The 25665-nt window shown below is 36.1% G+C and carries 19 protein-coding genes; 3 read left to right on the top strand and 16 right to left on the bottom strand.

All coding sequences use genetic code 11. The annotated features are described in order from the left end of the window. Positions 1 to 35 precede the first annotated feature (35 nt). The 3 genes from AC4BB7_RS05070 to AC4BB7_RS05060 form a co-directional block, all read right to left on the bottom strand. The gene (locus AC4BB7_RS05070) at positions 36 to 1256 is read right to left on the bottom strand and encodes a dicarboxylate/amino acid:cation symporter (protein ID WP_490484614.1); all 1221 of its coding nucleotides are present in this window, start codon (positions 1254 to 1256) and stop codon (positions 36 to 38) included. Positions 1257 to 1325: 69 nt separating this feature from the next. Continuing rightward, a complete protein-coding gene (locus AC4BB7_RS05065) occupies positions 1326 to 2594 on the bottom strand; it encodes an MFS transporter (protein WP_086312116.1) in 1269 nt (422 codons plus the stop codon). Positions 2595 to 2808: 214 nt separating this feature from the next. Next, a complete protein-coding gene (locus AC4BB7_RS05060) occupies positions 2809 to 4017 on the bottom strand; it encodes a pyridoxal-phosphate-dependent aminotransferase family protein (protein WP_490484613.1) in 1209 nt (402 codons plus the stop codon). A 468-nt stretch (positions 4018 to 4485) separates the two neighbouring features. On the opposite strand from AC4BB7_RS05060, the gene AC4BB7_RS05055 reads away from it, so the two are divergent. After that, positions 4486 to 6126, top strand: coding sequence for a PucR family transcriptional regulator (locus AC4BB7_RS05055; protein ID WP_086312114.1), 1641 nt, complete (start codon positions 4486 to 4488; stop codon positions 6124 to 6126). A 59-nt stretch (positions 6127 to 6185) separates the two neighbouring features. Here AC4BB7_RS05055 and arcC read toward each other — a convergent pair whose 3' ends face one another. The 8 genes from arcC to allC all read right to left on the bottom strand — a co-directional run bounded on the left by arcC (position 6186) and on the right by allC (position 15571). Next, a complete protein-coding gene (gene arcC, locus AC4BB7_RS05050; RefSeq protein WP_086312113.1) occupies positions 6186 to 7124 on the bottom strand; it encodes a carbamate kinase in 939 nt (312 codons plus the stop codon). A 12-nt stretch (positions 7125 to 7136) separates the two neighbouring features. After that, positions 7137 to 7985, bottom strand: a complete 849-nt coding sequence (locus tag AC4BB7_RS05045) for an oxamate carbamoyltransferase subunit AllH family protein (protein WP_249921805.1) — start codon at positions 7983 to 7985, stop codon at positions 7137 to 7139. Between the two features lie 3 nt (positions 7986 to 7988). Next, positions 7989 to 9257, bottom strand: a complete 1269-nt coding sequence (locus tag AC4BB7_RS05040; protein ID WP_086312111.1) for a YlbE family protein — start codon at positions 9255 to 9257, stop codon at positions 7989 to 7991. Between the two features lie 14 nt (positions 9258 to 9271). Further along, complete coding sequence (gene fdrA, locus AC4BB7_RS05035; RefSeq protein WP_490484612.1) at positions 9272 to 11029, bottom strand: acyl-CoA synthetase FdrA; 1758 nt, start codon at positions 11027 to 11029, stop codon at positions 9272 to 9274. Positions 11030 to 11176: 147 nt separating this feature from the next. Further along, on the bottom strand, positions 11177 to 12226 hold the full coding sequence (allD, locus tag AC4BB7_RS05030; protein ID WP_086312109.1) for an ureidoglycolate dehydrogenase: 1050 nt from the start codon (positions 12224 to 12226) through the stop codon (positions 11177 to 11179). Positions 12227 to 12446: 220 nt separating this feature from the next. Next, positions 12447 to 13514, bottom strand: coding sequence for an ureidoglycolate dehydrogenase (gene allD / locus AC4BB7_RS05025; protein ID WP_490484611.1), 1068 nt, complete (start codon positions 13512 to 13514; stop codon positions 12447 to 12449). Between the two features lie 23 nt (positions 13515 to 13537). Further along, on the bottom strand, positions 13538 to 14323 hold the full coding sequence (allE, locus tag AC4BB7_RS05020; protein WP_086312107.1) for a (S)-ureidoglycine aminohydrolase: 786 nt from the start codon (positions 14321 to 14323) through the stop codon (positions 13538 to 13540). Between the two features lie 21 nt (positions 14324 to 14344). Continuing rightward, positions 14345 to 15571 (bottom strand): allantoate deiminase, encoded by a 1227-nt coding sequence (gene allC, locus AC4BB7_RS05015; RefSeq protein WP_086312106.1) that lies wholly within the window; start codon positions 15569 to 15571, stop codon positions 14345 to 14347. Between the two features lie 288 nt (positions 15572 to 15859). Here allC and AC4BB7_RS05010 point away from each other — a divergent pair, with 288 nt between their 5' ends. Then, positions 15860 to 16723 (top strand): alpha/beta hydrolase, encoded by an 864-nt coding sequence (locus tag AC4BB7_RS05010; RefSeq protein ID WP_490484610.1) that lies wholly within the window; start codon positions 15860 to 15862, stop codon positions 16721 to 16723. Positions 16724 to 16940: 217 nt separating this feature from the next. Here AC4BB7_RS05010 and tig read toward each other — a convergent pair whose 3' ends face one another. After that, positions 16941 to 18224, bottom strand: coding sequence for a trigger factor (tig, locus tag AC4BB7_RS05005; protein ID WP_490484609.1), 1284 nt, complete (start codon positions 18222 to 18224; stop codon positions 16941 to 16943). 533 nt (positions 18225 to 18757) lie between these two features. Here tig and AC4BB7_RS05000 point away from each other — a divergent pair. Further along, on the top strand, positions 18758 to 21850 hold the full coding sequence (locus tag AC4BB7_RS05000; protein ID WP_490484608.1) for a hypothetical protein: 3093 nt from the start codon (positions 18758 to 18760) through the stop codon (positions 21848 to 21850). Positions 21851 to 22099: 249 nt separating this feature from the next. Here the strand turns inward: AC4BB7_RS05000 and AC4BB7_RS04995 are convergent, their stop codons facing one another. From AC4BB7_RS04995 to ykzS, 4 genes are all read right to left on the bottom strand, one after another. Then, positions 22100 to 23068: a DUF1002 domain-containing protein gene (locus AC4BB7_RS04995; protein WP_490484607.1), complete on the bottom strand. Its 969-nt coding sequence runs from the start codon at positions 23066 to 23068 to the stop codon at positions 22100 to 22102. 165 nt (positions 23069 to 23233) lie between these two features. Further along, positions 23234 to 24961 carry a phosphoenolpyruvate--protein phosphotransferase gene (ptsP, locus tag AC4BB7_RS04990; RefSeq protein ID WP_086312098.1) on the bottom strand — a complete coding sequence of 576 codons (1728 nt, stop codon included), beginning with the start codon at positions 24959 to 24961 and terminating at the stop codon, positions 23234 to 23236. Then, complete coding sequence (locus tag AC4BB7_RS04985) at positions 24961 to 25227, bottom strand: phosphocarrier protein HPr (protein WP_010773230.1); 267 nt, start codon at positions 25225 to 25227, stop codon at positions 24961 to 24963. The genes ptsP and AC4BB7_RS04985 overlap by 1 nt, the downstream gene beginning before the upstream one ends. Positions 25228 to 25400: 173 nt before the next feature. Then, positions 25401 to 25592, bottom strand: a complete 192-nt coding sequence (ykzS, locus tag AC4BB7_RS04980) for a protein YkzS (RefSeq protein ID WP_086312097.1) — start codon at positions 25590 to 25592, stop codon at positions 25401 to 25403. Between the last annotated feature and the right edge of the window lie 73 nt (positions 25593 to 25665).

Raw genomic sequence — 25665 nt, 5'->3', positions numbered from 1 at the left:
TTCAAGGGTATATTTCATTTTCCAAGCTATCTTACTTATGCATTAAATATCTCATAATCTAGTTCTTTTTCATCTGCGGCAATGATTAAAGCTACAGTTGTGTCAGCATCCACATTTAGTAACGTTCGGAACATTCCGGAAAACCAGTCGATTCCTGCTAAAAGCGCTATGCTTTCTGTTGGCAAGCCTAACATTGGCATAACTGTCGCCAACGCCACTAAACCACCACCAGGCACAACCACCGTTCCTAAACAAGCAAGCGTTGATAATAACACTGCTTTGATAAGCTCGCCGATTCCCATTTGAATATTATAAAATTGAGAAAAGGTTACAATAGCCAATGATAAAAACATTGCCAAACCATTACTGTTTAACGTCATCCCTAGAGGCATGACTAATTTTGAAATACGATCACTAATACCTAATTTATCCCGACCATCTTCAATTTGTATCGGTAAAGTGATAGCCGATGACGTTGTTGTAAAAGCAACAATCGACATTCTCCACATATTTTGGGCTAGTTTTTTAACATTAACTTTACAGTATAATGCTGTTATCAATAACCAAACGATTAAGAATAATAATGCACTGATTGCTAATGTTAATAAAAATTTCATCAACGTTATCAAAACACCCGTACCAATAGTCCCTATCACAGGAGCTATCAAGCAAAAAATTCCGATTGGCGCAAGTTTCATAATCAACGTTATCATTTTCAAAATGACATTATTAAAAGATGAAACAACATCAAGTAAAATTGAATTTTTGTCTTTATCTTTAATTAAGCTTAAAGCTAAACCAAATAATAAAGAAAAGATAATCACTTGTATCATGTTCGCTTGCGCCATTGCCTCGATGATATTTTTAGGAATAAAATCAACAATGATTTCTTGTAAGCTTTCTGTGCTAGCTTTAATTGTTCCCGCTTCAAAACCACTGACTTCCAACCCTTTTCCTGGTTGTATCAATAAACCAAACAAAACACCTATAACTGCTGCCAAAACAGTTGAGCCCATAAACCATATAAATACTTTCAAACCAATTTTTCCAAGCTCTTTTGCTTCTAAACGTCCGACCGCTTCGATCACGGCGCCCATGATCAAAACAACCACTGACATTTGAATCAAACGTAGAAATAAGTCTCCTACGACTTTAAACGATTCGACTTTATCTTGAAAAATGATTCCCACTACAACTCCGAGTATAGTCGCTATCATTACCTGATTCGTCATACTTATATTACGAAAATTTTTCATGACTGGCTTCCTCACTTTAAGATACCAACTAACAACCTAATTATCTACTTATTAGAAAGGTGATTTAATTTATGCAGTTTTCTTCTTGTTTAGGTTAGCTAATAAAAACAGAACTGTTCCTACTACCAATAGGATGACTGAAATATAAAAGCCCATTACTTTTGAACCCGTCGCATCTGAAATTGAACCAGTTAATGTAGGTGCAATAACGGATGACATCATTCCGAAAAAGTTAAATACGCCAAGTGTTGTGCCGATTCCTATTTTAGGTGCATTTTCACCTAGCCATGAAATAATGATTGGCTCTACTGCAAGTTTTCCTAAGAAACCGTACATAATCAAGCTAATCAATAAAAATGTTGAATTCGTAGCTTGTACTGTAAACAGCAACATTGCTGCTGCAAGAAGCTCTAAAACCACGATAAATTGTACTTTTTTATGCATGTATTTATCAGCTAAACGACTGAAGAACAATGCTCCTGGGATCGATGCAAAAGCAACTAATGAAGCTGAAAATCCAATAGCAGCACCTTCAAATCCTCTTTCAGTACCTAAAAAGTTAGGCAACCATGTAACAGTCATATAATAGCCATAACAAGTTGCAAAATACAAAATATAAGCAAATAACATTTTTGGTGCAAATAATTTTTTAATTGACACATGTTCTTTTTCTACAGCTGGTGTTTCTTCTGTTACTTCAGGTGCTTCTGCTGCTTCTGATTGTGCTAAAAACTCAGCATCTTCTTTATTATTACGAATAATTGCAATAAAAGCTATCAACATTACAATAATCAATGCCACTGAGATATACATCATTGTTTGCCATGGGAACTGCAATTGAACAACTAAGAAACTAGATAAAATCAATCCTAAACCTGAACCAACTGCTGATCCACTGTTTACAATCGCAGTAGAAAAACTTCTTTTTTCTTTAGGAATATTTTGTGATGTTAGAGAATACGCTGAACCATAGAAAGAACCACAACCTAATCCTGCTAAGACACTACCAAAATAAATCATTGAAATACTTGTTGCTTGAGAAATCAAGAACGCAGCAAGACCAAAAACAATAAATCCTGGAATCAATACTTTTTTCTTCCCAATTTTATCAACTAAAAATCCTGCTGGAATCTGCATTGCAACATACCCAAAGAAATAACAAGTTGAAATAAAACCTAACGCTGTATCGGATATATTACCGCCAAGTGACGCATTGATTTGTGGATACGCAGGTGATAAAGCTGAACGATATACCCATATCGTTACCCAACCAGCACATAACAAAATAACAATTTTTTTCCAATAATCCATTCCTGAACCCTTACTTTTTGCATCCATGTCTTTTCCTCCATATGTTATTTTTTATATGTGATAGCAATCAAAATGTTTGTGCATTTTTTTATTCCCCACATATAGATAAATAACTTCTTATTCATTTCAATTGTAAGCGGTAGCAAATTTTCACGCATCATTATTTTTCACAAACTTGTTAAAAAGTTTGTGCAAAGCGAACAATCACTTGTTCTTTCACACAAACAATTTAACGTTGCTCTTATTTTTGATAAATAGTTAAAGCAGCTTTTACCGCTTCTCCTTTGGAAATATCTGCTCCATAATAGTTAAGTGCCCCTTCAAGAGCAGATAATACATGAAGAACATTAGATTTTCTACTGCTATAGCCCATATTTCCAATACGCCAAACTTTCCCTTGTAGCGCGCCGAAAGAAGAAGCAATCTCTACAGCAAACTCATCCAACATAAGTGCACGAACCTTTTCACCATCAATCCCTTTTGGAATCATAATAGGTGTAACTGTTGGCATTTTTGTTGTTAAATCACCATAAAATCCTAAGCCCATTGCTTTTATTCCAGCAACGATTGCTTGATCATTTAGCGCATGTCTTGCATAGACATTCTCCATACCTTCTTTGATCATCATTCTAAGGCCTTCATGAAGGCCGTAAATCATGCTAGTTGCTTCAGTATGATGATTGATTCGTTCTTCACTCCAATAACGCTGTAATTGGCTTAAATCAAGGTAATTGCTGCTGATGTGATTTGCGTTACGAATATCTTTGCTTAACCCTAATTCTTTTTGGTAACGACTAGTAAGCACCTTTTCTACTCGATCATTATAAGTGATGAGAGACAAACCTGACGGAACGCTCACACATTTTTGCGTTCCAGCAATAGCGATATCTACACCCCATTCATCAACTTCAAGAGGTACTCCGCCATATGTCGCAACCATATCTACGACAAAGAAAATATCATTTGCTTTACAATGTTGACCGATTTTCTCCATTGCTTGCATTTGTCCATTAGCTGTTTCACCATGAACCATCGCAACTATTTTTGGTTGAAATTTTTTAATTTCTTCGATGACTGTTTCTTGATCAAATGGCGCATCCCATTCTTTTTCAAGATAATGAATCTCTGCCTTAGCACGTTCACAAATTTCTCCTAAAAGATAGGCAAAACGGCCGTACACTGGAATTAAAACTTTATCTCCTGGCTCGATCAAAGCAATCAAAGCTGCTTCTAAACCAGAACGAGAAGTTCCATCGATCGCAAATGCTTGTTCATTTTTGGTGCCAAAAGGAATCTTGATCATTTCTTTTACTTCATCCATGATTTGTAAAAAGGCTGGATCAAATTGCCCTAAGATAGACGCGGACATTGCTCTTAATGCTACAGGATGCGCTTCAACTGGTCCTGGCGTCATGATTGTTCTGCTTGGTACAGATATTTCTGAAAACATAACTATTTCCTCTTTTCCGTTTTAATTTCATCCTACCCTTATATACAAAAAAGTCATTGTCACTTTTGAATAAAAAATTAGAATTTTCGGTTATTATATACAAACCTTTCTTGAATCTGCATGCGCTATCATTTAGAATAGGAATAGAGTAGAATATATAACAAAGTTAGCATTGATGTTGAGTGACATCAACTAAGATGAATTGAAAAGTTATTGTTGTGTATTTTTTTAGCTTCACAGGCATGTTTTTTGAAAAAATAAAATTTGATTGTGGTAAAAAATGCCACCTCATATTTTCCTGTCAAAGCAAAGTGTGGTGACTCACTTTGCCTTATCTAGCTTCAAGAGCTAGCCATTCGGGAAAAAGATAACAGTTGATTGTGGCAAAAAACGCCACCTTTATATTTTTCTATTTTCCTGTCAAGGCTGAACGTGCTCTTTCAGCTTTTAAATTTAGGAGGGAATCCATTGACTACTTTAGAAGATTTATTAAAAATACCAAGATTTTCCGATCTAAAATTATTAACACATCCAACAAAAGCCAACACGATTGTTGAAAGTATTGAAATTTCTGAAACTCCTGACGTGGCAGACTTTATTCCAAAAAAGATTTTTCTCTTAACAACTGCGATGGTTTACAAAGATAATCAAAAAGATTTGATCACCTTGATCGATTCTTTAAAAGAACAAGAAGCTGCTGGAATCGGTATAAAAGTTGGGCGTTTTATTGAAGCTATCGATCCAGAAATAGTAGCTTATGCAGATAAGATCGATTTTCCGCTTGTCCAAATCCCTAGCACTCAACCTTTAGGTGCATTACTACATCAGCTATTAAATTATTTATGGGATACTAAAACTGAGCAACTTAGCTATGCTTTGGACATCCAAAAACGTTTCTCTGATTTATTGATACATGATGTAAGTATCGCACGTTTTATCGCTGATTTTGGTAAAATGATCAATACGCCTGTGATCTTGTTAAGCCCATACCGCAAAGTAATCGCTCATTCAAAACATTTTACTCAAACATCAAAACCGGCGGAGTATTATGTTGAGCAACTAGTCAGCAAATATGAACGTTGGACCGAAGACAGCCATGCATCATTTATGATCAAAGACTTAAATCAAACACCATTGCAAATCGCAGGATTTTCAGTTACGGTAAATAGCTATTTTCCACATTATTTATTGATTTTAAATCCAGAACAAGTACCTTATCCAATGTCTGAATTTGCAGTAGAGCAAGCATGTCTCGTTTTATCATTCATGTTGTACAAAAATCAAAAGGTCCAAGAATCCCTGGATTTTCTTAAAAGTGATTTTTTAGGTCAATTGGTTGAATATCAGCAAACCCCTCATCAAACCCGTCGAGATTGGCTCGATCTTGGTACAAATTATGGCTTAAAGAAAAGCACTCAGTATCAAATTGTGTATGCTGTTTGTAGCCAAACAACTGAAACAGCAACAAAAATCAAATACCAACAAGAAGAAAGTGATGTTGCCTTTCAATGGTTGCAAGAAACTTTACCACTACGGATCAAAGATATTAGCATTTTTAAAGTAAAAAACACAGATCACTTGGCCATATTAATCCAAAGCCGAGTGGATGATTTAGATAAAATTTTAGCTGAATTGTCCTTGGAATTATCTAAAAAACTTCCAATTACGTTAACTTTTGCTTTAGGGAATTTATATGAAACTATCGAACAAATTGCTAGCTCCTTTATCGAAGCTAAAACGGCGTATGAAGAAATGTTAACGATGACAAACAGTACACTGACACATCGCTATCATCCTAAAGGAATGAAAAGCTTATTTGAAAAAATGAGCCTAGAGGATATTCATTATTTCTGTGAAACAACTTTAAAAGAACTTGCTTATCCTATTGAAGATTCATTTATTGAGCTTCGAAAAACCTTACAGTGCTATTTAAGCTTTCAATGTGAAATTTCTAAAACAGCTAAAGAAATGTATCTACATCGAAATACAATAAAATACAGAATCGATCATTGTGCTAAATTACTCGGAAAAAGTATTCAAGATCCAACAAATAGTTTGAATTTCCGTTTGGCTTTAGAGTTATCTGAACGATCGAACCAACATCAATAAATAAAATAGAAGTTGAAAGAAGGACTAACTGCTTCTTTCAACTTCTATTTTCATGTTTATTAACCTGTGATTCTTGTTCCGGCTCTACCTAATAACGCTTGATCCGCTTCTTCTAATGAACAAATGATTGCAGTCTTACCTTGTGCAGCAAATCCAATTGCCGCTTCCATCTTAGGACCCATACTGCCGTCAGCAAAGTGACCTTCATCCATATATTGTTGTGCTTGTTTTACAGAAATCGTTTCTAATTTTTCTTGGTTTTCTTTACCATAATTGATATAAACGTTGCTTACATCCGTCAACATCATGAAGACATTCGCATCGATTTGTTCCGCTAGTTTTTTACCTGTACGGTCTTTATCGATAACGGCTTCGATTCCTTTTAATAAACCATTTTGATCACGAACGACAGGAATTCCGCCGCCGCCACCTGCGATTACGATAGTATTTCTGCTTAATAAATTAACCATGGCATCCACACCATGAATCGCTTTAGGTTGTGGTGAAGGTACCACACGACGGTAACCACGACCAGCGTCTTCCATCATCACCCAATTTTTTTCTTGTTCCATTTGTTTTGCTTCTTCTTCTGAATAGAAAATTCCAATTGGTTTGTTTGGTTTATCAAATGCTTCATCTTCAGCTGAAACTTCGGTTTGAGTAAGTAACGTAATAACGTTACTTGTTAACCCTTTCTCTTCCAGAGAATTTTTCAAACTTTGTTCTAACATATACCCAATAAATCCTTGTGATTCCGCATTACATACATCTAAAGGAAACGGTGGAACTACATCTTTTGCTTCCTCATTTTGTCTTAAAATATTCCCAACTTGGGGACCATTCCCATGTGTTAAAACGATTTCATAATCAATTTCTTCTATCTTTGCCACTAGCTCAGCGCTAGCTTTGACATTCCCTAATTGTACCTCTAGTGTTGCTTCTTGGTTTGGTTTTAAAATTGCATTGCCTCCCAATGCGATTACGACACGATTTGCCATAAAAATCCTCCTTCAACTAAGTAATTTGATTGTAGTTATTAAGCCTGCCAATAAATCAACACCAGATGTGTGTCCTACTGAAATGACCATTTTTACGATTTCTTCGATTTCTTTTTCACTGCTATTTGTCGTTAATGCTTCTATTAATTTAAGAACTGGTTCACTGAATCGTCCTGATAATGCGCATAACAAATAATGCTTGCTGATATCTGTCGTTACAGCGTGTTCTGATGACAGTTCAGTAAGTAATAGATTCGTTAGTATGGAGCTTTCTTGATTCAATAGCCGTCTTGCCGCAAGATGTCCAACGATCATATCATCGCCAGAAGGGGTCAAGCCCAAACCTCTACCTAAAAGAAAATCAAGTCCTGCTTTTTGCTGTAACTGATCTTCACAACATAATCGATCAACAGCTTCTTTAAATGGATGTACTTCTTCTAAAAATTGATACAAAGAATGCTTACTTCCAGTTTCTTTTACAATTGAATTTGCATATGAAAACAGGCTTTCTCGACTTTTCTCCACCAGATCTCCTATTATCTCAACGTCTGAGGAATAGTGCTTTCCATGCGTTAGTAATAGATGATTTTTAGAAAAATGCAAACACTTTTGTTTCCAATTAATTAATTCACCCGTTTCAATTGTTGCTAATAGTTGGGTAAAATCATTAGACTCCAAATAAATACCATTCGGCATAAAAGGATAGTTAGTGGTCGTGATGACCACTAACTGTTGTTTCCTTTCATCTTGAATATTGAAACTATTCTTATATTTGCTATGAACAAACCATTTTTGTTCTTCAAATTCATTCTTTAAAAGAATCTGATCAATAAAACAAGCATTAACAAACAATATCTTCACCTTTTATTCTGTAAAACCTAATTTTTTTGCATAAGCTAAAACAGCTTTTTCAAAGCAGTCGATCGGTGGTGTTACTGTTCCTGCACCAATTTGACCTAAACCAGCTTTTTTATTTGCGATTCCTGTATTGATTACTGGAAGAATACCCGTTTCTACAACTTTTCTTGCGTCAATTCCTAGACAAATTCCTTTAAAGTCCCAAGTTGGAACTGGGAAATTAGGGTTCGTGTCAATACAAATTTCCGTCATTTCATTACTTGTATTCAAGGCATCATAGAAACCACCTGAACCAACGAAACGAGTTACTGCAGGTGCTGCGATCATTGCCATACCACCAACACCAAATGTTTCAGTGATAGCACTATCTCCCATATCAGGTGCAGCATCAGCTTCACTAAATCCTGAGAAGTATAGTCCTTGAGGTGTATTAACTGGTCCTGTGAACCATTCGTCTCCCATTCCAGCAATACGGATACCAAACTCATGACCATTTCTACACATAGCTGTAACAATTGTTCCTTCTTGGATTTGTCTAGCTCCGTCCATAACAGCTTTCGCTGAAGCCATCATGATATTTAGGAAAAATTGATCCGTATCTGCCAAGAATTGAACGACCTCTTCGCGTTTTGTTTGGTCGATTTCAGTTAATCCAACGATAATCGGTGCCATTTCCTTTAAGAAAGCTAGGGATGCAGCAATATTACGTTGGTGGAACTCATCCCCCATAGCGATTGCTTTTGCCACTAAAACATTGATATTTAAGCCATCTTCTTTGGTTTTCAATGCAGCACTTAAAACAGGTGCTAGCGTATCTCTCATCCATCTTAAACGAGTGATTACTTCATCAGAATAAGCACCAAAACGTAACACTGCACCAATGCCTTCGTTCATTGTACAGAAAGCGCGATTGCCGTCTGTTTTATTTTCAACGACTAAAACAGCCATATTAGCAGAAGTAATTCCTCCCATTGGTCCAACAGCGTTCACGTGATGACAAGGAATTAATTTTACTTCGCCAGACTCTAGCATCTTTCTTGCTTCTTCTTCGGTTTCACACCATTCTTCAAATAATGCTGCACCTACACACGCTCCTTGAATTGGATCAACCATTTTATCGTAAGTGATCGGAGGTCCTGCATGCAGTAGGACTTTCCCTTCATTTAATTCTTTGATTACTGATTTTGCTGAAACTACGTCTAATAAGAAAGGAGAGCCAGCAACAATTTTTGCGGCCACAGCCTGATTTGCTTCATCGATAGTTTTGTATGACATTTTGATACTCCCCCTTATTTACCTAATTCCACTTTATTTAAGAACTGTAATGCTTTTTGAAGCGTGATATTTCCACCTGCAACTGGTTGCCAGTCATATTGAACAACTTTACCGCCATGATTAATGATGGCTTCAGAAAAACTACGTAGACCAACATTGATAAATCCTTGATTTGTCAACAGTGCCAACATTTCTTCTGTCGGTTCAATTGCAACTGGAGTCACTGCAGGTGCTGCTTCGATTGCTTTATCTGTTTGAGTTAATGGATGATCTAAAATAGCTAACGCTAAACGAACGGCTTGTGCGTTACTATCGCAAAGAATCACACCAGCATCTTTCATGATTGTTTCTTGCTCATGGATATTTTGAGGATCTTCATCTGTTCCAACAATCGTACCAATCACAAATAATTCTCTGCCATCAGCAGCTGCATTTGCTTTGATATCTTTGATTGTCGGAGCTATTTCTTGCGCCATATTCGCATGAGATCCATAGCCTAGCACAACATCTAACAAAATAATCGCTGTTTCAGGATCTTTTCCTGCTTCTTCTAGCATTTCTTTACGCTTCGTTGGATCGATCATTGGATGTGGTTTGCCTTGTGTATATACATCATCACCTAAGTCAATAATTTCATGTCCATGATTTTTTAAGATAAAGCCTTCTGGCGCGTGTTCATCACCTGTTAAGGCTAAACCTTCTTTGATCAACATTGCTGCTTCATAAGCAAGAGTTCCACCAGAATATAATCCCTTAACATATTTTTGTTCAGGTTTGAAAGAATGAGCTGGAACTGTTAATGTTTCTTTCACAGCTTTAACAGCTTCTTTATTCAATAATTGAACGGCTGTTTGTGCTGCTTCTTCTAGTGTATAAGCACGATAAAGATTTTCTTCATGAGAAGTTGGTTTTTCACCTAAGAAAATTGTTACAGCTGGTTTAGAGACACTTCTCAACAAGTTTAATACTTCGTCGCGAACTTCTGGTGCAGGTGGTTTAGAGATAACAACAATCACTTCTGTATTAGGATCTTTCTCTAACGTCATAATGCTATCTTTTAATGTGATTCCGCCAATTTCAGCTTTTAAGTCACGTCCGCCAGTACCGATTGCATTTGTCACTCCGCCACCTAATTTGTGGATAATCGTTGTCACTTCTTGAATACCTGTTCCAGAAGCTCCAACAACACCGATTTTCCCTTTACGAACTGCATTTGTAAATGCAACAGGGATACCGTTGATGATACCAGTACCACAGTCAGGTCCCATTAATAACAAACCTGCATCATGTGCTTTTTCTTTTAGACGTTTTTCATCTTCAATAGCAACGTTATCGCTGAAACAAAAAACATGTTTGCCTTCATCTAACGCTTTTTCAATTTCAAGTGCTGCATGTGTACCAGGAATAGAGAAAACGACTACGCCAGCATCTTTGCCAAGTTCAAATGCTTTGTCCCACGTTTTTACGACTTCTTCACCTGTAGTGTCGCCGCCGCCTTTTGTTTGCTCTTCCAAAAATACATCGATTTCTGTTAAAACTTGATCGATCAATGAATCATCTTCTATATCTAAAACGATCACCATATCATTTGATGATGCTTTTTCTAATTCATCTGTGTACAATCCACCTGTTTTAAAGATATCTTTGTTGGCAGGCGTTCCCATCATTACTGAAACATTTTGAACGCCATCGATTGTATTTAATTTGTTCGTCAATAACATCAAGACAATAGAATCTTGATAGCTATTCGCTTTGATAATTGTATGCAGCATTAAAATTCCTCCATCTGTTTAAAAGTTTAGCGGTCTCATTCATTCTTAAAAGAATACTATGCTTATGATACTTTTAGTTGTAAGCATCGTTTATCTTTCTTCCAAATAACTAGCCCGCAAAGCTAGATAATTTAGTTTACAAAATGATTATTCTGCAAACTTATTTTTGTGATCGTAACGATCAAAATGAATATCGTCACTGATCAAATATTCGTAGATATCATCTACGATTTCAATCCCGTTTTCTTCATAGTTTTTCTCACGAGCTCGTCCTCGCTCTCCAGGATAATTAACTTCTGTAAATCCTGGACTTGGACTGATTTCTTTTAGCTCATCCAACATTTTTGAAATGTTCTTTTTGAACGTATCAATTCCAATAAAGAACTCTGGATTGATCACGATATGGAGCTGACCTAATTCACGACCTTTAGATAAATCATGATACATGGAAGAAACATGTTTGCCAAATGGCACGCCTAGTAAAATACCAGATAAAATGTCGACCATCATCATTAAACCATACCCTTTTGGTCCTGCAATCGGCAACAACGCATTAACAGCTGTCGAATCCGTGGTTGGATTTCCTTTAGCATCGACTGCCCAAGTATCTGGAATCGCTTCTTTTTTAGAACGCGCATGTAAAATTTTCCCCCATGCTTGAACTGTAGTCGCCATATCAAAGGTAATCACTCGATCATCATTACTTGGTGCTGCAAAAGCAATTGGGTTTGTACCAAAGTAAGGTTCACTACCTCCAAATGGTACAACCATTGGGTCAGATTGGCAAACAGAAAGGGCTACCATATCTTGTTCAGCCGCTCTTTCCACATAGTAAGCAAGCGCTCCACTATGAGAGATATTGCGGACTCCAACAACAGCTACACCATTTTTCTTTGCCATTTCGATTGCTAGATCCATGGCTTTTTCTGCTGCAACAAAACCAGAACCATTATCGCCTTCAAACATACCACAACTTGGAGCTGTTTGTTTAAAAGAAAATGTAGGGTCGTTGGTGATGCCGCCTTTGGCAATTCGTTCTGAATAGTATTCCACACGCATCGCACCGTGGGAATGAATTCCTCGTGCATCTGCAAATGTCAAAACATCACTTACGATTCCTGCATGTTCCTCTGACAAACCAGCTTTTTGTATTTTATCTTTGATCAGTTGATGTAAATCCGCTTTTTTTACTCTCATTTTAAAACGCCTCCTTATTTTAAAGCGTAGCGGGTTCGTTCAGTCTCGACTGGAAAATAGGAAATTATGACTGAGGTGTTTTTTGCCTCATTCATAATTTATCTTTTTCCCGAGAGACTAGCCCGCATAGCTAGATGATATACGGTAACAACGTTACGCTTCGCTAATACGTATATAAACCAACAACATTTTTTTGATGCATCTTAGTTCCGAACAAATCTTATTTCTTCTCACCAAAAGCATTTGTATTTTCATATCGATCATAGTGAAGTGTGTCACTCTTTAGATAATCATAAATGTCTTTAACAATGTCGATGCCGTCAGTTAATGATTTTTCATAATTGATTTGATTGATTTCTCCTGGATAATATACTTGCTCAAATCCATCTGCTGCTGGAATCGCATGTAACTCTTCTACCATGCCGTCAACTGATTCTTTAAACATCTCTAAATCAGTGAAGCGTTTTGGATCGATCAAAATATACATTTGACCAACATTTCGCCCTTTACTTATATCGTCATACATAGAAGAAACATGTTTCCCAAATGGTAATCCTAAAAGCATACCCGATAAAATATCGACCATCATCATCAAGCCGTAGCCTTTGGGTCCTGCAATCGGTAATAATCCATTGACTTTATGAGGGTCAGTTGTAGGTTTTCCTTCTTTATCAACTGCCCAAGTATCAGGGATCTCTTTATTTTTAGAACGTGCATCCAACACTTTTCCCCAAGCTTGAACAGTCGTTGCCATGTCAAAAACAACTGGTTCATGCCCTTTTCTTGGTGCGGCAAACGCAATCGGATTTGTCCCAAAATAATTTTCTTTACCACCAAATGGTACGACCATTGGATCAGATTGACACATAGCAATTGCGATTAAATCTTGCTGAGCTGCTTTTTTTACATAATAGGATAACGCCCCACTATGGCTGATTTTAGAAATCCCAACCGCAGCAACTCCTGATTTTTTTGCCATATCAATCGCATAACCTAATCCAACATCTGCGACGAATTGTCCTGCTCCGTTTTTACCATGAACGATTCCCGAACTTGGTCCAGTCTCTTCAAATTCGATTTTGGGATCAAGCGTTACGCCGCCTTTATCGATTTGTTCTGCATAATATTCTACTCTAACGGCACCATGTGAGTGGATACCACACGCATCCGCAAATACCAAATGTGTCGCCACTTCATCTGCATGTTCTGGTTTTAAACCAGCTTTTGTTAATTTTTTTTCAATCAGGTCATGCAACTCTTCTGGTTTCACTACAACAGTTTCATTCATTCTTAAACTTCCTCTTCATTAAATTAAATTTCTGGATCACGGTTACAGTCTTTTGAATAAACGTACATCAATGGTTCATCACGTCCCACAGCATAGGCTGCTTGTTGAACATATGAACTCATAAAGATATAGTCTCCCTTTTCGACTGGCATCCATTCATTGTCTAAGTTATACATACCTTGCCCAGAAAGTAAGTAAGCACCATGTTCTTGATAGTGTGTTTCAATATAACCATGACTAGCTCCTGGTTCAAATGAAAGAATATGGAAGTTCATATCAAAACCTAAGTCTTTAGGTAAAAAGTCCCATAAAAGAACATCTTTCATGCCTTCATATTCGATTGGTTCCATATCGTTTACATTACCGACAACTTTATGTGCTTCATAGCCTTCTAGTGGTTGATAACGTTTTTTGTATAAGAAAATTTCTGTATCGTCCTCTTGACCATTTTCCAAATACATCAATGTGCTTGCTGGTAAATAGACATAGCCGCCTTTGGTCAGTTCATGAGTTTCTTTACCATCGTTAACTTTTAAAGCGCCATCGATCACATAAACAATCGTTTCCACACCTTCGCCACCGAACCCACGTTGGTTTTTACCGTCTTTGTGCATTGTAATGATATAGTCAACAAAATTTGCACCCAATTGTTTAGAACCCAAAATCGAACAATCACAATTTTCAAAACCTGGAATCACATTATTTACTAATCCATCATGAGGAATCAATGCATAGTTATTTTTTTTGATCACAGCTCTAGATGATAACAAACCATCTAGATAACCTGTTTGATTATTTTTATAGCCCATTTTTATTTTTCCTACTTTCTTTTATTTATACGCTAACTCATACAATGCGCTAGCTAATACTTTGACACCGTTAACTAAGTCATCGATATCTGTCGCTTCTGCTGGATTATGACTGATACCATTAATACTTGGTACAAAAATCATAGCCGTTGGGAAATGTGGTGCAATGATTTGAGAATCATGCCCTGCTCCACTATGCATTACTTTATATTTCATGTTTTCAGCAATAGCAGCTGTCTCAATTGCTGTGACGATCTCTTCATTCATTGGTACTGGTGCTTCATCCATCCATAAATCAATATCGATTTCTAGACCATGTTCAGCGGCAATTTTTTTCATTAATTCTTCAATTTCTTGCGTAAACGCATGCAACTCTTCGCTATCAGTATGACGACAGTCCATTGTAAATAAAACTTCACCTGGCACTACATTTACAGTGTTTGGCTTAGGTTCAACTTTCCCAAAAGTCAATACTAGCGGATCCCCCACTTCTAAGGCACGATCGATCGCTTCGGAACAGATCTTAGCAAAACCATAAACAGCATCTTTACGATAGCCCATCGGAGTCGTTCCAGCGTGATTAGCTTCACCTTTTAGAACGATCGTATAGCGTCTTTGTCCCGCAATATTATTTACAACACCAATTTGCAAGTGTTCTTTCTCAAGAACAGTTCCTTGTTCGATATGAATTTCCACAAATGCTTTGATATCATCTCTAGCCGCTTTACTTTCATCTCTAAAGTCAAAGCCATGACGTTGCATTTCTTCAACAAACTTTAATCCCTCAAAATCAGCGATTTCGATAACATCTTCTTTTTTCGCTTCACCAACGAAATTTTTACTACCCCAGAACACAGTTGGAAAACGACTGCCTTCTTCTTCTGCCATCGAGATGACTTCTAATGAACGTTTTGGTTTGCCGTGTGTTTCTAATAGATATTGGATTGCCACATAAGCTGCGATCACACCAAATTGACCATCTAAGTTTCCACCGTTGACAACTGTATCAATGTGAGAACCTGATAAAATCGTTTCTTCCGGATGCTCTGTTCCTTCTACTCTACCAAATAGATTGCCGATTTCATCAAATGAAGCAGTCATACCAATCGCTTCCAATTTTTCTTTCACAGTTTTTTGCGCTTCCAACCAAGAATCAGAATACAGTAAACGTGTCATGCCTCCTGTAGGATCATTACCAATATTAGAAATTTGATCAATATTTTCTTGCAAAACTTTTTTTAAATCCATTAGATACATCTCCCTCTTTTATTATCATAACCATTGTAAGCGGTTGCCGATTTTCACACACTATACACTTTTCACAAATTAACTCCTATCTTTGTGCGCATTAAACATAAAGGCTAGGTTTATTTGAGTTAAAATAGAAATAAGTTAGTGAAATTGTCTATACTCTAAGATAACTTTTCAGAAAAATGATAAAATAAACCTGCAACTAAAATGAATTACATTCAATATTTTTACTTTCCACATCAAAACTGTTTGTACCTAGTCAACTTTAATTTAGGAGGACTTTTTATGATAAAACAAGAATTTTGTTACAGCAAGCTAGATGAGACAGATTTATCTATGACTTTTTACTCAAAACAACGCACATCTCCCAGCAAAGCCACACTCATTTATTTACATGGTGGTGGACTTCTTTATGGAACTCGGGATGATTTGCCAGAAGCTTACTGTGAGCTTTTAGTGGAGAACGATTATAATTTATTGACTGTCGATTATCCTTTAGCACCTGAAGTTAAACTTCCAACTATTTATACTTACTTAACAGATGCCATTGATTGGTTCTTGCAAAATCATCAAACAACTTTAGGCTTGGAAAATTCAAATTACTTCTTAGTTGGTCGTTCGGCAGGCGGTTTCCTTAGCTACTTGTTGTCTGCTCGTTATCCTCGTCAGGAGCAGAAAGGACTAATTAGTTTTTATGGCTATTATGATTTGACTAGCGCTTCTTTCAACCAACCAAGTAGTTATTATAATCAATTTCCTAAAATAGCTCCTTTAAATGCTCAAGCACTGATCCGTTCTAAACCGATTGCTGAAGTTTCTATTAATGAACGCTTTTCACTTTATTTATCTGGACGACAATTTGGTAACTGGTTAAGTTACCTTGTTAACACTCCTAGTGAAAAAGAAACATTTAGTCTAACAGACGCAGAGCTAGCTGAATTGCCTCCTACATTTTTAGCTCACAGTTCAGCTGATCAAGATGTGCCTGTTGAATCATCTCGTATTGCCAATACAAAAATCGCCAATGTTACTTATGAAGAAGTTGAAAAGCTCCCACATGATTTCGACGGTGATATTACTAAAAACGAAGGTCTTCAAGTTTATCATGCTTTGATCGAGTGGCTGGACAAGACATTGGCTACAACTTGATTTTAACATAACTGCTTCTTTATTTAGCCAAAAAAGAGCCTGAAACAAAACTAAAAATCAGTTTTGTTCCAGGCTCTAAATCCGAATAAACGGTTGGATCAGAAGCAACCCCTTCGGAAATAAGCTGAAATTCACATAAATTTGAAGAGCAATTTTCGCGAATCCAATCTTATTTCTCAGGGTTAAACACTTCTGACCCAACCTCTTTTAATTCTATCTATTTTTCAGTTGCCGTTTCAGTAATCACTTCTACTGCACGTTTCATGCGGATATCATGTTTTAACATATCTTCTGTCAAGACTTTTTTCACTTGATCGATCGGCATGTTGTATTGTTCTGATAATTCTTTAATTTCATTGTCCATATCTTCTTGAGATACTTCGATGTCTTCCGCTTTAGCAATCGCTTCGATCACAAGGTTTGTTTTCGTGCGAACTTCTGCTTCTGCTTCAAATTGTTTGTGCAAGTCAGCTTCTGTTGTTCCAGTTAATTGATAGTACATATCTGGAGCAATCCCTTGACGTTGCATGTTGTTTAAGAATTCATCCATTGAACGGTGAACTTCATCATGTACCATTACATGCGGAAGATCAACGATTTCAGCGTTGTCAACAGCTTGACGGATAGCAGCTTCGTCTTTTGCTTCTGTTGCAGCAGCTTCTTTAGATTCTGTTAATTCTTTACGATATTTTTCTTTTAATTCGTCTAATGATTCAACTGAATCGTCAACGTCTTTCGCAAATTCATCATCTAATGTTGGTAATTCTTTTGCTTTTACTTCGTGAACTTTTACTTGGAAAACAGCTTCTTTACCAGCTAAATCTTCTGCTTGGTAGTCTTCTGGGAATGTTACTTTTACTTCAACATCTTCTCCAGCTTTTTTACCAACTAATTGTTCTTCAAAACCTGGGATGAAAGAGTTTGAACCTAATTCAAGTGAATAGTTTTCGCCTTTTCCACCTTCAAATGCTTCTCCGTCTTTAAATCCTTCAAAGTCGATTACGACAGTATCGCCATCAACAGATGCTTCGTCTTCTTTGATTACAAGTTCAGCTTGTGATTCTAATTCACGTTGGATGCGCGCATCAACGTCTTCGTCTGTCACTTCACGGTCTTGTTTTTCAACTGTTAAGTTTTTGTATTCCCCTAATTTAACTTCAGGTTTTACAGTTACTTCAGCAGTTACGACCCAATCTTCACCTTTGTTCATGCTTTCAACATCGATTTTAGGTTGAGATACTGGATCGATTCCAGCTTCTTTGATAGCCGCTTCATATACTTCTGGTAAAACTGCGTTCAAAGCATCTTCATATAATGCTTCTTCGCCGTACATACGGTTGAATACTTGACGTGACACTTTTCCTTTACGGAATCCTGGAACGTTAAGATTTTTTTTGACTTTATCGAATGCTTGTTTCAAGCCTTTTTCAATTAGAGTTTGATCAACTGAAAAAGTTAACACACCATCATTGGTGCCTTTTTTTTCCCATTTCGCAGACATTTGTTTCCCTCCGAATAACTTAATTTTATACATGAATTTATGTTATGCATACCTTTAAATAGTACACTATCACTGAATAAATGTAAACATTTTAGGTGATAAGAAGCGAAATAAAAAATAAATTCTTGAAGTAACCATACGTTAACCTTTTAAAAAACATTTATAGCAACTATCGTTCCCATAAATTATTACTAAATCAAAATTCTTGTTTTTTAATTTCCACACACTTCTATAATTATAATTATTTTCTATTTATAAATTTTTGATTACCTTAAGTAACAAATACACAATATTATTGTTGACTTTAAACGATTGGATTCTTTATACTAAAACTATGAAGATGCAACTAACTAAATACGCTATAAAAGCTATTCGAATTTCTCATATTTTCAAACAAGAGATAACGTTCTATTCCGCTATTTTTCCACTCAATTCAAGTCCGTAGATTCTCTACTATCTGCATTCGAATACTGACTACTTGATTTAGTATACTGATCTTCATGATTTTAAAGAAAGATAGGAGTCGTTCATTGGTGAAAAAGCTGAGATGGAATTATCTCTTTGCAGGAATTATTGGTGTAATTGTCATTGGATCAATCATTATGATTCTTAATACCAATACTAATATTGAAGCGAAGAAGGAAGAAAATAACAGTACTATTATTATTGATAAAGATACTGATACACCATTAAGTATACCGAAAATTTCTACCCGATTACACGAAGCAGAATTAAAAAATAATTTAAATTATCACGATTTTGTTCAAAATAATTTGGCAACTAGAACTTTGAATAAAGGAAATATCAATCTATGGTCGAATCAGATTATGTCTGTTTCTCCTATTGGGACACAAAAGTTAGATAATGGGCACTATCTTCTCGCATTAAGAGGGACTCAAAAGCGTATGGGTGGTAGTATTACCTTTGCAGAAGTAGATGAAAATGGCACGATTCATAATTCATATGATGATCCAGATATAAACACGGTTGATTACAGTCGCATTGTCTCTATGCTAGAAAAAATTGGTGACGGCAAGTACCTTTCTTACGGATTTAAGACTCATAATGGACACAGGGAAGAACTGTTCTTTGAAGTTGATTTAAACAAATCTGCTAATGGAAAATTATCTGTAACAAGCTTTCCAGCTCTAGATTTCGCTAATTCAATAGGCTATCCTCATGAAATTAGATTATTTGGAATAGATAAAACTAGCGGTGATGCAATGATTGGTGGATTTGTAAGTGATTCTAGACCCGGTTCACTTTCAAAATTTAAAATTCCAATTGGCACTTTCAATCTTGAAAATAAAGAAGCGACTTACAAACTTTCTTTAAATAATTTTTCTTTGGTCGAAATAAGAAATCATTACACTTCAATTGGTGAGAAAATTAAATCCAGTCATATTATTCCAATGGATATTGTTCAATTGCCAAACGGAGACTATTTTTCAATAATCAATTATTATGATTATTTTGTGGATGTTGGTACACCATTAGTTAGCACAGTTCAAGTATTCGATAGTACTGGCAAAAGAAAAGAAGTAATCCTACCTGATAAAGTAGCTAAAGGGAACTCAACGGGATATGATGAAGGATACGTAATCAAAGTGGAAAACTCTTTTGTGTATTATTTTATAAAAGATAGTAATAAAAGTTACATAAAACGTTACAATTATGAAAAAAATACAAATGAAATAGTTAGGACCTTCCCAAAAGAAACATATCTAAAAATAGCTGTTGATGATGATGGCTCTGTGAATTTTTCAGGTTATACTTCGACTTTATTGGAAGATGACTTTGTCGGATTTTATGATGTGCCAGGAAATTTTATTATATTTGGTATGATGGAAGAAATTAATAAGAGCAACGGTGGATTTAAAATAATAAATTTAACTCCTTATCCAGTAAACAGTAATGTTTTGATCAGTTACGTTGATAAAGTAAATGATGACAAGTATTTTATTTCCGGCTCCACAACAGCTTCAAATTTTGGTACTCCAGTCTTACCTTCTAGCCCCAATCATAGTCCTTATTTTATGGGTCTTTTCGGTAGCATTGTTCATAAAGAAGACTATTCGCCAGCAATTTACGCACCAAATGAGTTTTCTATTAACCTTAACGATCCTGAATTACAAAATCCAAAAATCCTTGATAATTGGCTACTAACAGGTTCAAAAAAAGGGACATTTTCGGATCCATTAGCTATAAAAGTAACAGATATCATTGACTTAAAAAATCCAATATTAGGCGATACTGTCCAAAAACGGCAAACTTGGCTAAATCAACGAATCAATAAAAATTTTGAAAATCCAAGCCTAGCAATCGATTGGCCTGCACTCGGATTTGATTTAACAAAACCTGGACCTCAATCTGTCAATTATTTTATCAGTGATAGTCAAAAACAACTAACTTCTACTTCAAGATGGGTAAATGCCTTTACTAATCAAACTACGATCGAGAAAGAAGTCTATTTAGACGCTGCAAATTTTAGCGTTCCTTTAAAAAGCGTAAAGCAAGACATTCCTACTGAAGACAAGTTTAAAGAATTAGCCCAGACAATGAGCTGGAATCAAGTCACACATGAAATTTATGAAGATGGAAAAAACAAAAAGTTCTCAGAAAAAGTCACTGTAAATCCAGAACAACTAAAGACTTTACAAGAAGCAACAGAAGCAAAACCATATCCTGTTGATGTTACAATCGAAATTGTATCAAATTCTGGTTCTACAGGTGGGCCTAACGGTTCTAAGCCAGGAGAAAATGGTGATGACGACTTAGATCCTGGAAGTAGTGGGATCGGTGGAGGTAATTGGGTTGGATCGGGAAATGAATCAACCAAAGTCACTAATCGAGTATGGGTATTTGTAACAACAAAAAATACCGTAGTGGATACAGCAACAGGGATTGTAATTTATGCAGATGATTACAAATTACCATTACAATCAGCGAAAAACGAAAGCATGAGTACTGTATATGAGCATGCCAATGTAAAAGTCTATGACTATTATGATAATAGCCACGAAACAGTCTCGCCATTACCGACAATTGCAGATAGCAGCAAGACTGAAGGTCTTACTATTAAAAACTTGGGCGTAATCACAGATGCACAAAAACCAAGTATTGTGAATCCTGAAATCTCTTATACTTGGGATAAAGGGGAGTCATTTGCTACACCTGATGTAACACTTTATGCAGAGTTACTACTACACACAAAGCAAGTTGTTCTTAACGAATCTGAAGATCTTCCTATCCCGAACAAGGGCTATTTAAGGTTGATGTATGGAAAAACTCATGAAGTCAATGTAACATCTACTTCCGACATTGAAAAAAATAATCCAGTCTATGTAACTAGTACGATAGATTTCAATCATGTTCTTTCTGGTAATGAAATCAATTTTTCTTTATTGGTTCCAGAATATTATTCATACAAAGGATATACTGCTAGTCATGAAGATACCCCACATCATTCGTCAAATTTAATCGCGCAAAACTTTCAGTATAGTTTAACGAATGATGCTTACGAAATTTGGTTGACACTGTATATCGAGCCTACTAAAATAGGGATTCCTAAACCTTATAGTTGGGATTATCAAAAAAATAAATTTGGGAAAATAACTATAGAATAGAATGATTCGGAAAATAACTTAACAAAACTACCATAATAAGTTTTCACATATAAGATATACCTGTTTCCAATCATTTCTACTCTTAAAAAAAAAGAATTTATTTACTAAAGAAGTTCTTACGATGAATAAGCTAGGGAAAATGATATTTTTAAGCGACTTCTTCCTTTATGTAACATCAAAATAGCTGAGCGAAAACCAATAGTCCGTTTTCGTTCAGCTATTTTTTATAGAAAATACATTAAAGTCAACTTACTTCCCAGTAATCGAATCCCAAAGTCCACTAAAGAATCCTTTAATATTCTCCCATAGTCCTTTAGATTTTTCTTGAATTTGTTCTTTCGTTTTAGACAAATCTAATTGATTTACAAAATCTTGAAAAATATTTTTATCTTTCATATCGCTCATCAACGTCGTTAGTTCTTTGACCTGATCTGTTGACATTACATCCTTGATTCCTTGACTCTGTAACGCACTTTCAACAGTTTTTTGGATATCTGCTTGAGTTAAGTTTTTGCCATCGGCAGTTTTTGCAGCGAGTTCTTTTTTCGCTTGTTCTTGAGCCGCATTTAAGGCTTCGTCGGAATAACCCTTTTTGTCTTTATTTTCTTCTGTGATTTTTGAGAGTACATCCATTTCATCTTGTGCTACGCCTACACGATCTCTATTGATGATTCCGCCAGATTCTTCCACGATTTTATAAACACCTGCTAAAGCGCCGGAACCATCGATCGGGACAGCTGATGCAACAGTTAACTTGGCATCTGTAATACCCGCAGTCAATGCCGCATTTTGATACTGAGCTTCTGTGATTTTCGTAATATTTTTAGGCGTTGCGATATCTACAGAGATTCCTGCACCTTTTTTCTGTGTCTCCATCCGAACAGAGCTGTATACGGCCCATTCTGGTGTGAAACCGCCATCAGGAATAAAACTCATGAGGTCTTTTCCAGTTGTTGTATATTGAGGTGTTTCACCTTTGACTCCTAGTTCTTTTAAGGTAAAGTCCTTTTGTTCTTGGGTCAGTGCGTTACCTAAGGCAACTGCGTTGATTTGTAGATTCTTCTCAGAACTTTGAGTTGTTTCTGCATTACTAGAACTTATTGAAGTGCTTTCTGCTGTACTACCTTGTGTTGCCAATGCTGTTTTTCCAGTGTATAAACCTGTAGAGATCAACAATACTGTCATCGCTACAGCGAGTTTTTTTTGTTTGTTTTTCATAGAAGCCTCCTAAATAGTTACTTGTCCATTACTATACAATAATACTCTTTTTTATTCCTTAAGTACGCTCAGTTTTAAGAAAATTTTATTGAATTTAACTACTAACAAAAAAAGCGTTCACTAGTCAGAAAATATTCTGATTAGTGAACGCTTTTGCTTATTGTTTTATTTCGTATAATCCTTAACCAAGTCAATAACTTCTTCCATTGTATCGCAGTCATTCAACGCACGATCCGCAAGTTCAGCCATTTTCTTAGTGTCTAGACGTTTCATCAAGCTACGAGTTTGAAGAATAGATGTCGCACTCATTGAGAATTCATCTAAGCCCATTCCTACCAATAATGGTACAGCCATTTGATCGCCACCCATTTCTCCACACATACCAGTCCATTTACCTTCAGCATGAGATGCGTCAATCACGTTTTTGATCAAACGTAAGATTGATGGGTTATATGGTTGGTACAAGTAAGAAACGCGTTCATTCATACGGTCTGCTGCCATTGTGTACTGGATCAAGTCATTTGTTCCAATACTGAAGAAATCAACTTCTTTGGCGAATTTATCAGCAATTACAGCTGCTGCAGGAATTTCGATCATGATACCGACTTGAATCGTATCAGAAACTTTTGTTCCTTCAGAAACTAATTTTGCTTTTTCTTCTTCAAAGATTTTCTTCGCTGCTCTAAATTCTTTTAACGTTGCAACCATCGGGAACATGATACGTAAGTTACCGTGAACAGAAGCACGTAATAATGCGCGCATTTGTGTACGGAACATTTCGTCGCCACGTTCAGATAAGCTGATACGTAATGCACGGTACCCTAAGAATGGGTTCATTTCATGCGGTAATTGAAGATAAGGTAATTCTTTATCTCCACCGATATCCATTGTACGAACCACGACAGGTTTACCGTTCATGCCTTCAAGAACTGCAGTGTAAGCTGTATATTGTTCATCTTCTGTTGGGAAATCAGGAGAATCCATGTAAAGGAATTCTGTACGATATAAACCAACAGCTTCAGCACCATTGTTGTGTACGCCTTCTAAATCTTTAGGTGTACCAATGTTAGCAGCTAACTCGATGTGTTTACCATCAGCAGTCACTGTTTCAGCATGTTTTAATTTTTCCCATTCAACTTTAAGGTCAGCGTATTCTTTGCCTTTTGCTTCAAAATCAGCTTTTTCAGCATCTGTTGGGTGAACGATAACATCGCCATCGATTCCGTTAACAGCTAAAATATCGCCTTCTTTGACTTTGGCAGTGATTTCTTTTGTTCCTACAATTGCAGGAATTTCTAGAGAACGAGCCATAATCGCTGAATGAGACGTACGTCCGCCAATATCTGTTACGAATGCCTTTACATACGTACGGTCTAATTGAGCGGTATCACTTGGTGTTAAGTCATGGGCAACCACAACTACCTCTTCGTTAATCATTGAAGGATTTGGAAGAGTAACACCTAATAAATGAGCTAAAATACGTTTTGCAACGTCGCGAATATCAGCAGCACGTTCTTGCATGTATGCATTATCATCCATTGCTTCGAACATACCGATATACATATCTGTTACTTCTTTTAACGCAGATTCAGCATTTACTTTGTTATCTTGAATGTTTTGTTTGATTTGACCGATCATTTCCGGATCAGATAAAACCATCAAATGAGCATCAAATACTTGAGCTTCTTCTTCACCAAGGCTTTGCGCTGCTTTTTCTCTGATTGCTTGCAATTCAGTCGTAGATTTTGCTAAAGCATCATCTAAACGACTTTCTTCAGCAGATGTATCATCTACAGATTTTTTATCGAAAGACAAATCAGGTTGAACTAACAGGTAAGCTTTAGCGATAGCAACACCATCACTTGCGGCAATTCCTTTTAGCATTTCAGACATTATTCTGACAATCCTTCTTTTTTCATAGTGTCTACGATTGCTGCTAATGCATCAGCTTCGTCTACACCATCAACAGAGATAGTTACGTCTGAACCTTGGCCAACGCCTAAAGACATAACGCCCATGATTGATTTAAGGTTAACAGATTTACCTTTGTATTCTAAGTTAATATCTGAGTTAAATTTACTTGCAGTTTGTACTAATAATGTAGCTGGACGAGCGTGAATCCCTGTTTCTGCTACGATGTGAAATTCTTTCTTTTCCATATAAATCGGTCTCCTTCGTAAGTAAAATAATTTTTTATGTTAGGGTTTTCCTTTCCCTGTACGTTTCAAGTGAAACTAGAATCTGGATAATACCCTTTCAATTTTTAAGATTACCATTTTTTGTGAGTAGTTACAACACTTTTCACCTTTTTTTTATCAATCAAAATGATCAATTATTTTTCTTCTTTCATATAATGATATATAATTCGTCCATTTAATCCAGCTTCCCCAACAATTGACATTCTATCTGGCAAATTTTTCCAAACCTCTCTAAAGGCTGTAAAGTCTTTTGGTTCTATGATAAGTTCGGAAATGGTTCCTTCTTTTAAGGCATTGATTTGTTCTTCAAAGGGATTTTCATACATTGATTGATCACAGCTTTCACTTTTATTTTTAGACTGAAGATATTGTATGACAAAAATAGATATTTGTCTAAAT

It is taken from the genome of Enterococcus sp. AAFC-DPL-5182, assembly GCF_058216605.1.
Note: the sequence above shows the minus strand (reverse complement) of the source record. Positions and strands in the feature narration are given on the sequence as shown.

Bases quoted from the DNA above. Each gene is read 5' to 3' on its own strand.
- AC4BB7_RS05070 (WP_490484614.1), bottom strand. From the start codon at position 1,256: ATGAAAAATTTTCGTAATATAAGTATGACGAATCAGGTAATGATAGCG.
- AC4BB7_RS05065 (WP_086312116.1), bottom strand. From the start codon at position 2,594: ATGGATGCAAAAAGTAAGGGTTCAGGAATGGATTATTGGAAAAAAATT.
- AC4BB7_RS05060 (WP_490484613.1), bottom strand. From the start codon at position 4,017: ATGTTTTCAGAAATATCTGTACCAAGCAGAACAATCATGACGCCAGGA.
- arcC (WP_086312113.1), bottom strand. From the start codon at position 7,124: ATGGCAAATCGTGTCGTAATCGCATTGGGAGGCAATGCAATTTTAAAA.
- AC4BB7_RS05040 (WP_086312111.1), bottom strand. From the start codon at position 9,257: ATGTCATACAAAACTATCGATGAAGCAAATCAGGCTGTGGCCGCAAAA.
- fdrA (WP_490484612.1), bottom strand. From the start codon at position 11,029: ATGCTGCATACAATTATCAAAGCGAATAGCTATCAAGATTCTATTGTC.
- allD (WP_086312109.1), bottom strand. From the start codon at position 12,226: ATGAGAGTAAAAAAAGCGGATTTACATCAACTGATCAAAGATAAAATA.
- allD (WP_490484611.1), bottom strand. From the start codon at position 13,514: ATGAATGAAACTGTTGTAGTGAAACCAGAAGAGTTGCATGACCTGATT.
- allE (WP_086312107.1), bottom strand. From the start codon at position 14,323: ATGGGCTATAAAAATAATCAAACAGGTTATCTAGATGGTTTGTTATCA.
- allC (WP_086312106.1), bottom strand. From the start codon at position 15,571: ATGGATTTAAAAAAAGTTTTGCAAGAAAATATTGATCAAATTTCTAAT.
- AC4BB7_RS05010 (WP_490484610.1), top strand. From the start codon at position 15,860: ATGATAAAACAAGAATTTTGTTACAGCAAGCTAGATGAGACAGATTTA.
- tig (WP_490484609.1), bottom strand. From the start codon at position 18,224: ATGTCTGCGAAATGGGAAAAAAAAGGCACCAATGATGGTGTGTTAACT.
- AC4BB7_RS04995 (WP_490484607.1), bottom strand. From the start codon at position 23,068: ATGAAAAACAAACAAAAAAAACTCGCTGTAGCGATGACAGTATTGTTG.
- ptsP (WP_086312098.1), bottom strand. From the start codon at position 24,961: ATGTCTGAAATGCTAAAAGGAATTGCCGCAAGTGATGGTGTTGCTATC.
- AC4BB7_RS04985 (WP_010773230.1), bottom strand. From the start codon at position 25,227: ATGGAAAAGAAAGAATTTCACATCGTAGCAGAAACAGGGATTCACGCT.
- ykzS (WP_086312097.1), bottom strand. From the start codon at position 25,592: ATGTATGAAAATCCCTTTGAAGAACAAATCAATGCCTTAAAAGAAGGA.